Here is a 13,729-nt window from a genome sequence, read left to right on the forward strand (position 1 = left end):
AGTGCTGCGGATATTACCGCGGGTACGGTTACCCTCACTCTTACTACCAACGACCCGGACGGGGCCGGACCTTGCGCCGCCACTTCCGATGCGATGGTTATTACAATTGATCCCGCTCCTACTGCGGTTGCGGGAATTGATCAAATTGTATGTTCGAATAATGCAACAGTAAACTTATCAGGATCAATAACAACAGCAACCGGCGGCACATGGACAAGTTCGGGCACAGGTACTTTTGATAATGCAACGTTATTAAATGCCATTTATACCGCAAGTCCTGCCGACACATCATCAGGAAGCATTACCCTTATATTAACAACTACCGGAAATGGTCTGTGCAGCGCTGTAAGTGATACGATGAAAGTTACATTCACTCCGGCACCAAAAGCTAATGCAAACATAGACCAGGTTGTTTGTGCCAATTCTCCGGGTGTCCTTCTTTCCGGCCTGGTAAGCATTGCCACCGGAGGTATTTGGAGCAGCAATGGATCCGGAACATTCAATCCCAACCCAAACACTTTAACAGCAACCTATATTCCAAGTTCGTCTGATACCACATTGGGCTCAGTGACATTAACATTAACTACAACAGGGAATGGAACCTGTAATGCCGTAAATGATATGATGATCATCAGCTTCCAGGATGCTCCGACAGTTAACGCAGGTAGTGATCAATCCATATGTTCGAACAATGCCATTGCAACTCTTTCCGGAAGTTATACAGGGGCAACAGGAGGACAGTGGAATACGAATGGAAGTGGAACATTCGCACCGGGCAATACAACATTGAACGCCACTTACACAGCAAGTGCAGCAGATATTACAGCAGGCATAGTAACACTTACTCTTACATCAACCGGAAATGGCCTGTGTTCTCCTGCAACAGATAGCATGGTAATAACAATTACTCCAAAACCTACAGCAAATGCAGGGGTCGACCAAACTGTTTGCGCACATGCATCCGATGTTCTCCTTGCAGGATCAGTTACGACCGCCACCGGTGCCATATGGACAAGCAGCGGAACAGGAACATTTGTTCCGGATGCCAATACGCTTAACGCCACCTATAAACCAAGTGGAGCTGATACAACTGCCGGTACAGTTACATTGGTGTTAACTACAACAGGTAATGGAACATGTGTTGCAGTAACAGACACTATGAAAGTTACTATTAACCCAGGCATATATGTTACTGCAGGATCTAACCAATCGGTATGCGCAAATAATGCAACTATCACTCTAAACGGAAGTGTAGCAGGGGGAACCACAACTGGAATCTGGAGCAGCAGCGGAACCGGAACATTCACACCCAACAATACAACTCCGGGAGCAACATATACACCAAGTCCTTCAGATATAGCATCCGGAGCCATTACGATTACATTTACTTCAACCAATAATGGATCATGCGGTACGGTAAACAGCACTTTAATATTAACTATAACCAAGGCTCCTACAGCCAATGCCGGTCCTGATCAGACTATTTGCGGAAATAGTACGGCGAATCTTGCAGGAAGCATCATAGACGGATCCGGAACCGGAATCTGGTCAAGTATGGGTAGTGGTTCGTTTGATAATGCGACATTACTCAATGCTGTATATACACCTTCATCTGCAGACACCAGCGCTGGAAGCGTAAAACTTGTACTTACCTCAACATTCAACGGAGGTTGCACTGCTGTGACTGATACGGTGAAAATTAATTTAAAACATGTTCCGACAGTCAATCCTGGTGTTAATCAAACCGTTTGCGCTAATAACGATACTGTTCAATTGGCGGGAAATATAACCGAATCTCCGGGAACCGGAACATGGACAACAAGCGGAACGGGGCTTTTCAAACCGAATACAACTTCATTAAATGGAAAATACATTCCAAGTAGTGCTGATACTGCTGCAGGAACAGTCACCCTCACCCTGACCTCGTCAGGTCTATGTCCTAATTCAGCATCAATGACTGTAACAATATCTGATGCCATTCATGTCGATGCAGGAACCGATAAGTTCGCATGTAAAAATAATGCTGCAGTTACATTATCCGGAACAATAAGTGGTGGAACGACCACAGGTATATGGACCTCAAGCGGAACAGGAATTTTTACTCCAAATAACACAACTCTAAATGCCACTTACACACCCAGCACTGCCGATACATCTGCAGGTTCCGTAACACTTATACTTACTTCAACAAATAATGGAACGTGTATTCTTGTCAGGGACACAATGAAGATCAATTATACACCATCTCCGGTTGTTGTTGCAGGCCCCGATCAAATTGTTTGCGTAAATAGTTCTGTTCAGCTTGCGGGATCAGTAACCGGTGGCGCCGGCACAGGATTATGGTCAACTTTAGGTTCAGGAACGTTCACTCCCGGAGCCAGCACTTTAAATGGTACTTACAACTTAAGTTCTGGTGATACAACTATTAAAACAGTAAATCTTGTTCTGTCATCTACAGGTGGTTCCGGATGTATTGTTGAAACAGATACCGTAAAGATCACTGTTACTCCAGGACCAATTGTTAATGCAGGTACCAACACAACTCTTTGCGCAACTGCAAATACTATTTCGCTGAATGGAGTTGTTTCAGGAACAACAAGTACCGGCCAATGGGTAAGTAGCGGTAGCGGAACTTTCGCCCCCGGCGCAAGTTCTCTGAATGCCACTTACACATTCAGCGTAGCCGATAAAACCGCCGGAAGTGTAATTTTAAAACTTCTATCAACCAACAACGGAAGCTGCCCTGCCGGCAAAGACTCTATCATTGTTACATTAATGCCTTCCCCAATTGCAAATGCAGGTGCTGATCAATTTGTATGTAAAGGGAATAATGTTGCGCTGGCAGGATCAGTTAGCGGTGGAAGTGGTACAGGAATTTGGACAACCAATGGAACCGGAACGTTCAATCCCAATAACACTACATTAACGGCAAGCTATATACCATCAACTGCTGATACCGTTGCAGGAACGATCAATTTCTTCCTGGAAAGCACAAATAACGGGCCTTGTGCCATTTCATATGATACCCTGAAAATTACGTTTACACCATTACCAACTGTCATAGCCGGAGCTGATCAAACCGTTTGCGCAAATAATTCTGCTGTTGTACTCAATGGCTCTGTTTCAGGCAGTGCAACTACCGGAATCTGGAGCACAACAGGCACAGGTTCATTCACTCCAAACGCAACCACACTAAATGCCACATATATTCCGGATGCAGCCGACATAACAAGCGGTTCTGTCACATTGATTCTTACTGCTACCAACACCTGCCCTGCTACAAGTTCATTAACAGTTACGATCACTCCTGCACCGGTAGTGAATGCCGGACCCGATATGAATTTATGTTCAAATAATTTGCATGCATTGCTGAATGGTAATGTAACTATGGGAGCTACGAAAGGAAAGTGGACAAGCAACGGAAGCGGAACATTTACACCAAACGACTCTACTCTCAATGCAACGTACAACTTCAGCTTCGCCGACAGTATAGCCGGCAAAGTTACCCTGGTATTAACGGCTACTAACTTCGGCAATTGTAATGTTGTTCGCGATACAATTAAATTATCGATGAGTAATCCGCCTACTGTATATGCCGGAAAGGACTTTACATTCTGCGCAAACAATGCCAACATCCCATTACAAGGAAATATCTCCGGGGGTACCACCACCGGTATCTGGACGACAAACGGAACAGGAATTTTCACACCTGACAACACTACACTAAATGCAACTTATAGTACAAGTGCGGCAGACGGACTTGCAGGAAGCGTTAAACTGATCTTAACTTCAACCAATGCCTGCGTCAATACATCTGATTCAGTTGTTTACACGCTTACCCCTTCCCCTGCAGTTAATGCAGGTGTTGACAAAACTGTTTGTGCAAATAACGCTAATGTTAACCTTACCGGTACCGTTTCCGGAAGTACCACAACAGGAAAATGGTTCACGCTCGGTGACGGAACATTTATTCCAAGCCAGACTTCCTTAAATGTCACCTATTCTCCCGGATCAGCTGATACGGCTTCAGGAAATGTTAAAATAATTCTTGCGTCAACCAACAATGGCAATTGCTTTGCAGCAATAGATACAGTGAATATTACTATTATCAAAAAACCGAAAGTTAACGCAGGGGTTGATCAATCGGTGTGCAAAACTTCAACAGTTACACTGAATGGTTCAGTAACAGGAGGTGCCTCGCAGGGCAAATGGAGCACAACAGGTTCCGGAAGTTTCTCTCCAAACGATTCAACTTTAAATGCAGTGTATATTCCGAGCACTGCAGACACTACAGCGGGATCTGTAATTCTTGCGCTTACTTCTATAAACAATGGCCCATGCAACGCTGTTACCGATATAGCGACCATAACATTCAAATCGAAACCGGTTGTAAATGCAGGACCTGATAAAATTGTATGTGCAAATAATTCTTTGATAAACCTTAGCGGATCGATCAGCGGAAGTTCAACTTCCGGTACATGGTCGTCTGATGGCAGCGGAACATTTACACCTAATAACTCCAGCTTAAATGCCACTTATAATCCGAGCGCCATTGATAAATCTTCCGGAAATGTTTTCCTTACACTTACTTCTTCCGGAGGTTGTGTGAATAGTGACACATTGGAAATAACGATCACCCCTGCTCCGATCGTAAATGCCGGCCCAGATCAAACATTCTGTATCAACAACCCATTGGTCTCAATTAATGGAACCATTAGCGGTGGAACAACAACCGGAAAATGGACTACGTCCGGTACCGGAATATTCTCTCCGAACGACTCAACATTAAATGCCATTTACACACCAAGTTCTGCTGATACACTCAATGGAAGCGTTGATCTTACCCTTACATCTACCAATAATGGCAACTGTCTTGTTGTATCCGACATGTTGACTTTAAATTTTGTTCCTGCACCAAAAGTAAATGCAGGCGCTGATCAAATTGTGTGCGCCAATTCACCGGTTTCAATAAATGGTTCTATAACGGGGGGTAGCGGGACCGGAAAATGGACTTCAACAGGAAGTGGAACATTCTTCCCGAGCAATCAATCATTAAATGCTACTTATAAATTCAGTAATGCTGATACAGCGGCAGGTATTATCAAATTAATACTGGCGTCTGACAACTTCAGTACTTGCCTTAGCACATATGATACTCTTGTTGTTACAATAACTGATGCTCCATTTGTTTATGCAGGCCGTGACACAAGTCTTTGTGGAAACAATGCAACAATTACATTAAATGGTAGTGTCTCCGGTGGTGCTACAACTGGCACCTGGACATCTTCAGGCACAGGAATATTTACACCCAATGCCTCAGTATTAAATGCATCTTATATCCCTTCATCAGCCGACACCTCCTCGGGCAATATTATACTTACTCTGACATCAACTAACAATGGCACCTGTTTAAGCGTTGTTGACTCTATGAAAATATCCATATCAGATGCACCAATTGTTAATGCAGGTCCCGATCAGTTTATTTGCAGTGGGAATGCGGTAAGTTTAGCTGGAACTGTTTCCGCGGGATCAACTTCCGGGATTTGGACCACAACCGGAACCGGCGTATTTGCACCTAATAATACAACACTTAATGGCGTGTACACACCAAGTGTGACTGATACAACCACCGGAATTGTTAAACTTATCCTTACCTCTTCTAATAACGGAACCTGTACTCCTGTAAACGATACAGTAGTAATTAACATCACTCCGCTGCCAAAAGTAAATGCCGGGACAGATGTAACTGTTTGTGCTAACAATACCTCCATAGCTCTGAACGGAACCATATCCAGTGTTTCCGGAACCGGAATCTGGTCGAGCACCGGAAGTGGAACATTTACTCCTGATTTAACCACATTGAATGCGGTATATACTCCTGATGCAGCAGATACTGCAAGCGGCATCATAAAACTGATACTTACTTCAACTAATGCCTGCGCAATAACAGATACATTAGTAGTGACAATAACTGACGCTCCTAATGTAAATGCAGGTTCTGATCAGACAATTTGCTTTGGTACAGCAACTGTTTCATTGAGTGGTACTGTTAATGGGGGTGCTACAAAAGGAAAGTGGAGTTCAACCGGTACCGGTTATTTTACACCAAACGATTCTGCGCTCAACGCGGTTTATACTATTAGCCCGGCCGATAGTATTGCTAAAACATTCTCGATCATTCTCACTTCAAGCGACAACGGATCATGCATTGCCGTAAAAGACACAATGAATGTTAAGATCACTACTATACCTATAGTTGGCGCAGGAGGCGACCAAATGGCTTGTGCAAATGCCCGGGTTCCTCTTAATGGCTCTGTAATAGGCGGCAGTTCAACAGGCAAATGGAGTACAACAGGTTCAGGATATTTCCTGCCTGGTGATACAACCCTTAATGCTAATTATGTATTCGGAAATTCAGATACAACTTTACATACTGTAGATTTAATTCTTACTTCAACCTTTGCTTGCGTTGTGAGAACCGATACTATTAAAGTCACCATCACTCCTGCTCCAACAATTACGGCAAGTACTCCTTCAGGAGTTTGTGCCAACAATCCTGTTATATCTCTCAATAGTGATATAACCACCGCAACCGGTGTTTCATGGTCTTCAATCGGAACCGGCACATACAATCCCAATAATACCATATCAAACCCAAGCTATACCCCTTCTGCCAGCGAAATTGCGATAGGAAAATCAATATTAATAGCTACTACTACAGGAAATGGATTATGCAATGCTGTAACTGATACGCTTATTGTTAACATTGCTCCAAAACCAATTGTTGATGCGGGTCCTGATCAAAATGTATGTTACGACAGTTTCAATGTATTCTTAAATGGAAGCGTATCCGGAGGCTCCAGTACAGGTGTATGGAAAACATCCGGAAGCGGAATCTTCTTTCCTGATACCACTACACTTAACCCTATTTATATTCCAAGCATTTCCGATACCACCGGAGGTGCGGTTACTTTAGTGCTTACGTCCACTTCCAACGGAAGCTGCTTACCGGAGAGTGATACTGTCAGAATAATATGGACATCAAAACCAATAGTTGTTATTGCCGGCGCGGATCAGAATATCTGTAATCAAAATCCTGTTGCATCATTAACGGGAAATATTAATGGAGGTACCACTACAGGTCTGTGGTCAACTACAGGAACAGGAACATTTAGTCCGGGCGCAGCATCTTTAAATGCAACATACACTGCAAGCGCGGCTGACATTGCAAGCGGATCTGTGTATGTAATTCTAAAATCCACAAATGGTTGTGCGGAAATAACTGACAGTGTAAAAGTGACTATTTCTCCTACACCAACCGCCGGATATTCATTCACTGCCAATTGCAATAGCCTTAATGTAACATTCACAGATACCTCAACTGTTTCTCCCGGCGTTATCACGAGCTGGAAATGGGACTTTGGAGATGGCACAAATTCATCTATACAGAATCCTACCCATAGTTATAGCGCCACCGGCGACTACGCCGTTAAATTAGTCGTAACATCAGGTACAGGTTGCAGTGACTCAATTTCAAAAACGATCTCGATCAATTCAGTTAAAAGCGGATTTACATATACCTCAGCGTGCAGTTATTCAGGAGTTGCATTCACCGATACCAGTAACGTGAAAAACGATGTTATTGGCACCTGGTTATGGAATTTTGGAGATGGAAACACGTCAGGTTTACAGAACCCAACCCATCAATATGCTATAGGAGGAAGCTACACCGTTACACTTATTGTTACAACTTCAAAAGGATGTAAGGATACAATAGTAAATACAGCAATAGTATATCCAAAGCCAAATGCGAACTTCACTTATAATACTAACTCAGGAAGTCAGCTTATTAATTTCAATGATACTACAACCATAACGAGCGGAAGTATTGCCGGTTGGGTATGGGATTTCGGGGATGGCACAACTCAAAACACATCTCAAGATCCATCACACACCTATAATATAGCCGGATCTTACATAGTAACATTAATTGTGACATCAGACAATGGCTGCAAAGACACAATCAGCAAAGTGGTTATTTCAAGCGCGGCAACTGCAACATTCAGCCCGGTGGGGAACTGTCAGATCCAGGGAACTACATTTAATGACAACTCAACTGTAGCGCCCGCGGATACGATCATTAGCTGGCTTTGGAATTTTGGAGACGGAGACACAAGTGCTGCTCAAAGTCCGAAACATTTCTATTCTTATCCGGGAACTTATACCGTTACATTGATTATTACAACGGCCAAAGGATATTCCGATACACTCATTAGTATCTTTGTTGTTCACCCAAATCCTATTGCTGATTTCATAATCGGCAATCCGACTCCAAGTGTTCTGGAGGTGGTCAACTTTACTGATAATTCAACCGGGGCTTTCAGTTGGAACTGGAACTTCGGTGATGGTAGCAGTGCTGTTACACAAAACACTTCTCATTCCTATGGTGTCTCCGGAGAAATAAAAGTTACACAAATCGTTATTAGTCAGTTTGGATGCAGTGATACATTGAGCCAATATATTACATTGCACGATATTACTCCTGTGGTGCTTCCGCTTGCTTTTACACCTAACGGAGATGGAGAAAATGATGTGCTGAAAGTAAGAGGCGGACCTGTTAAAGAACTGGAATTGAAAATTTATAATGAATGGGGCGAACTCCTCTTTGTTTCCAATAACCAGAATATAGGATGGGATGGAACAAAGAACGGAATGATGCAGCCTGCCACAGTCTATGTATACACGTTGTATGCGATCACACTGGATGGTAAGGTATATGAAAAATACGGGGACGTAACGTTGCTGAGGTAAACACTTAAAACAACTGTCTATGGTTAAAAAGATCAGATATTGTGTGAACCGGGGATCAGTATTCCTTGGTTTGGTATTATCCTCTTCTGCATTTGCACAACAGGATAATCATATATCGCAATTCAACTCATCTCCTATGTTGCTAAATCCTGCTATGACCGCTATGTTTAAAGGTAATTACAGGGGGCAGCTTAATTACAGGACCCAGTGGAGCTCACTATTGAAAAATCCTTTTGTAAACCAGGCTGCGTCATTCGATATACCAGGTAAAAAATTCGGATATGGCATAAGTATTATGAACAATAAAGCCGGAAGCGGGAATATGAAAACAACTTCATTTGCTTTATCCTGCGCCTATGAAGTTACATCTGACCCTATGGAGATCCATCATCTTGCAACCGGTTTGCAGGTTGGCTTTATCAATAAGAGTATTGACGTGTCACGGCTTACCTTTGACAACCAATATTCAATGATAAGCGGGGGCTTTGACCAGAATATTTCGAGCCTGGAGAATTTTCAATCTACCTCCTATTTCTTACCTGATGTTAACTTCGGGGTTTATTATTTCAATACGGATAAAGAAAGAAAGCTAAATCCTTACATGGGCATTTCAGCTTTCCATCTTACGGTACCCAAAGAGTCTTTTTTTGGGGTAAATAACAGGATGCCCGTCAGGTTTTTAGTAAACGGAGGTTCTAAAATAAAAATAAACGAAACGATCAGAGTTGAACCATCTCTTTTATATATGCAGCAGACAAATGTCCGCGAAATGAATATCGGTATCATGGGAGATTATTTGCTGGTGGAGTATAACACTCATCTTCAATTGGGAACATTTTACAGGTATAAAGACGCTTTCATCATTCAAACAGCTGTAGTTTACAAGGAATATGCTTTGCGGATGAGCTATGATATTAACACCTCGGCACTTTCCACATACACGCGCGGAAGAGGAGCCTTTGAAATATCAATAATATATATGAAAGAAAACGGAAATTATGTTCCAAGCTTTTAAACTTTGTAAGATTTGAAAAAACCGGAACAGATCAAGAGCTCCTTTTATATTTACCTGTCAGTGATACTGCTTTTTACTGGGGGGCATAGTCTTTTTGCTCAAAAGAAAGATACCGTTGTTTCAAAATTTAAAACCGAGTTAATTAGTTTTGACAATGATCTTTCTGAAAAATCAATCAAATACGTAAAGCGCGGAGATTTCATCTTCTCCCTGGGTCCGCTAAAATATGAACAGGCTCTGGAGGAATACTTCAAAGCTCTTGAGATAAGTCCGGATAACTCTTTACTGAATTTTAAGGTGGGCTATTGCTATCTTAATATAAATAAGTTTAAATCCAGGTCAATCCTATACCTGGAGAAGGCACTCATTGGTACCGGCAAAAAAATCGACCCAAAAATAAGATTCTATCTTGGAAAGGCCTACCAGGTTAATCATAATCCTGAACGCGCAATCGAAGAATACAAAAAATATATTCTCGAAGTCAAAAAAGAATTAAAGCCTGAAACAAAAGGAGCTCCGTTAGAGATCGCTGAATTATCCCGTCTCCAGGAAAAGGACATTGGTGAAGCTTATAAAAAAATTGATGAATGCAGGAATTTTCTTAAATTTTACAAAAACCCTGTAAAAGTAAAATTACTTAACATGGGTGATTCCATTAACTCACCTTATGCTGAATATGACCCTTTTATAAGCCTGGATGAATCGGATCTCTACTATACTACAAGAAGACCGACTACAAAAGGTGGAGGACGGGCTGAAAAAGACGGGCAGTTTTACGAAGACATTTATGTTTCACACAAGAGAAACGGCAAATGGGGCAAAGCCCGACCCATGCGTGGTATAAATAAAAAAACAAATGATGCCATAACCGGACTTTCATTCGATGGAACAAAAATGTTCATATACAGGGATGCTAACGGAGGCGATATCTTTTTGTCAGAGTTGAAAGGTCGCTGGTCAAAATTAAGTAACATCAAAGAAATCAACTCCGAATTTCATGAATCATCCGCCTGCCTATCGGTTGATGGAAAAACACTCTATTTTGTCTCCGACCGGCCCGGGGGTGAAGGAGGAAGAGATATTTACATGTCAGCACTTGATGCAGAAGGCAAATGGAGCAAGCCTGCTAATCTTGGCCCGGACATCAACACATCTTTTGACGAAGACCGGATATATGTTCATCCATATACCAAGGCATTATTCTTCAGTTCAAAAGGACATAATTCATTAGGTGGCTATGATATTTTCGTATGTGATTATGAGAATGGAGCCTGGGCAAAACCCAAAAACCTCGGCTACCCGATCAATGATGTAGATGATGATTTTTCCTTTGTGGTCACAGATGATATGAAGCATGGCTACTATTCCTCTTTCAAAGAAAATGGTAAAGGTGAAAAAGACATATATTTTATTGATTTCGAAAATACGGAAAGTGATAGCGCATTAAAAAGCCTGAATGTTGATTTTAAAAAGATCACTTACGATGATTCGGTCAATGCAACTATTGTTGCACTGAATCAAAAAATAAGCAAGAATCCTCTGGCTTATATTAATGCAAGGCAACTGCATATTTTGGATTCGCTGGCAAGGAAAAACGGAAAAATATCAGGAAAAGCGATCAGCAAAACAAGTTTCGGCGAATTACCGTTTCGTTTATCCGATATTAAAAAACTGGATTCTATCGCAAGAGCCGACCATAATATAACTGCCATTGCAGTTGATAAAGTCGTTAACAGCAATAAAGACCTGGCTGCAATAAACCTTAATCGTAAGCAACTTAACCTGCTTGATTCCATTGCCAAAAGCAATAGAAAAATAACCGCCGAAATGCTCCTCCGGGCTGATTTCAGAGGCAAACAGATCAGTGCAGACCAACTAAGTATACTTGATTCTATTGCAAGAGTAAACGGAGCAATTACAGCAATTACAGTTGGCCAGACAAATTTTGCCAATTTAAATAAAGATATTCTGTTAAATGAAAATATTGCGCAGAGAATTGATCATAAAATAATTGAACCCGGTATTTCTATGCAACAACTTTACATATTAGATTCGATTGCTAAAGTAAACGGAAAAATTACCACAGCCGCGCTGAATAAAACTAAATTTTTCAATGCAAATCAACCTGTTTTGCTAACCAGCTCTCCGGTTAAAAACGTAAAAACTCCAAAAACATTAACAAGTCAGCAGTTACAAATATTGGACTCTGTGGCAAAAGCCAATGGAAGCATTACAGTTGAAGCCCTCAGTAAAACGAATTTTGTTGTGCCTGATAAATCCGACACTGTATCCGGACCCGCATCTCAAAGCAATAAGTTCGAAGTAACGGAAAGCGCGCTGACGAGCGAGCAACTCCATATTCTGGATTCACTTGCGAAGACCAACAGAAGTATTACCTCGGCATCCCTGGATCAGACAAATTTTGCAACCATTGAGCCTGCTGCCTTACCGGGTGACATTATAGTGGTGGAGGAAAAAAAGTTTGATCTGACTGAAGGTATGCTCACCAGCCAGCAATTCCATAAGCTGGATTCGCTTACTAAAGTAAAGGAAACCCTTTCCGCAGCTATCATCAGTAAAAGAGTTAATGCTTTTCAGAACAACACGACGAATACAACAGACAATTCACTTAATTTAACTGACATGCTTTCCGACCGGCAGCTTGTTATTTTGGATTCATTGGCTAAAGCTAAAAAGCAGATAACTATCAGTGATCTTAGTAATACAAACTTTATTTCGGATGGTCAAAATGTTTCCGACAAGAATAATATATCAAAAAATGAAATTTCATCTATCGGTTTGACCGACCAGCAGATTCGGATCCTGGATTCGCTTGCAAAAGTTGATGAAAGCATCACCCTTTATGCTTTAAATAAGGTGAATTTTAGCGCAAGGGACCCGCGTGCTTCTCATAGAAATATTCTGATCCAGGAAACAAACTATGCCGCAGACGAAACCGCATTCACCGAACATCAACTTCATATATTAGACTCGCTGGCAAAAACAAACAAAAGAATCACCGGTACTTTACTGAGTAAAACAACCTTTGGTGTGATCGTGGAATATGCGAATGGAAGTATACTAACAAACAGCAACGCCGATACATCAGGAAGGATCACTATAAGCAAAAAACAAATAAGAATACTCGATTCTCTTGCCGGTAAAAACAAAAGTATAACAGCAAGTATGCTTGCAAAAGCTCATTTTACAGAGCGGAAACTAAATAATACTACAGCTAATACAACTACAACTGCTCTCACCGTTAATAACAATAATTCAGAAAAAAATGATCTTACCCGTACGGCAACTAATTCAAATGATACAAACAATATGCGGCAGCATATAAATTCGCAGGATAATACATTAGCTGAAAACAATACAGAAATATCCCCGGGTAACCCAATTGACCTTCCTGCGTTCAGTAATATATTATTTGAATTCAATAAATATGAATTAAGTAAAGAAAGTAATTCGCAATTAGATAAGCTTATCATATATCTTCTGCAATACAGTGCCCATAAAGTAAAAATTACCGGTTATACTGATTCAAAGGGCAGCGATACCTACAACCTTATATTATCGAAAAAGAGAGCAATGGCTGTTTCAACATATCTTACTTTAAACGGAATAAATAAAAAGAGGATGAGTCTTGATTATAAGGGAGAAAGTCATCCCGTGGCACCTAACGAAAATCCTGATAAATCGGATAATACAGAAGGTAGAAACCTGAACCGAAGGGTGGAGATGAAAATTGTTTTGGGAACTAAATAGGGATTTCCTGTAATCTCTTCGGTCAATAAATCGCAATAAAATTTTCTGTTTCAAAACGCTCCGATTGTTAATAACCGGAGCTTTTTTGTTGATACTGGTTATATTTTTGCTTTTCAGGCAATAGTGTTTTAA

Annotated in this window: 3 protein-coding genes; all 3 read left to right on the top strand. The window is 41.3% G+C overall.

Annotated features, from left to right (window positions below; genetic code table 11):
- On the top strand, nucleotides 1-8,811 hold an 8,811-nt coding region (locus tag HYU69_17330; GenBank protein MBI2272105.1), incomplete at its 5' end, for a PKD domain-containing protein.
- 19 nt (nucleotides 8,812-8,830) lie between these two features.
- Nucleotides 8,831-9,826, top strand: coding sequence for a PorP/SprF family type IX secretion system membrane protein (locus HYU69_17335; GenBank protein MBI2272106.1), 996 nt, complete (start codon nucleotides 8,831-8,833; stop codon nucleotides 9,824-9,826).
- A 12-nt stretch (nucleotides 9,827-9,838) separates the two neighbouring features.
- Nucleotides 9,839-13,597 carry an OmpA family protein gene (locus HYU69_17340; protein MBI2272107.1) on the top strand — a complete coding sequence of 1,253 codons (3,759 nt, stop codon included), beginning with the start codon at nucleotides 9,839-9,841 and terminating at the stop codon, nucleotides 13,595-13,597.
- Nucleotides 13,598-13,729 lie beyond the last annotated feature (132 nt).

The sequence above is a fragment of the Bacteroidota bacterium genome, from assembly GCA_016183775.1.
Classification (GTDB): domain Bacteria; phylum Bacteroidota; class Bacteroidia; order JABDFU01; family JABDFU01; genus JABDFU01.

What these genes read in the sequence shown, in the direction of transcription:
- HYU69_17335 (MBI2272106.1), top strand. Translation starts at nt 8,831, where the DNA reads ATGGTTAAAAAGATCAGATATTGTGTGAACCGGGGATCAGTATTCCTT.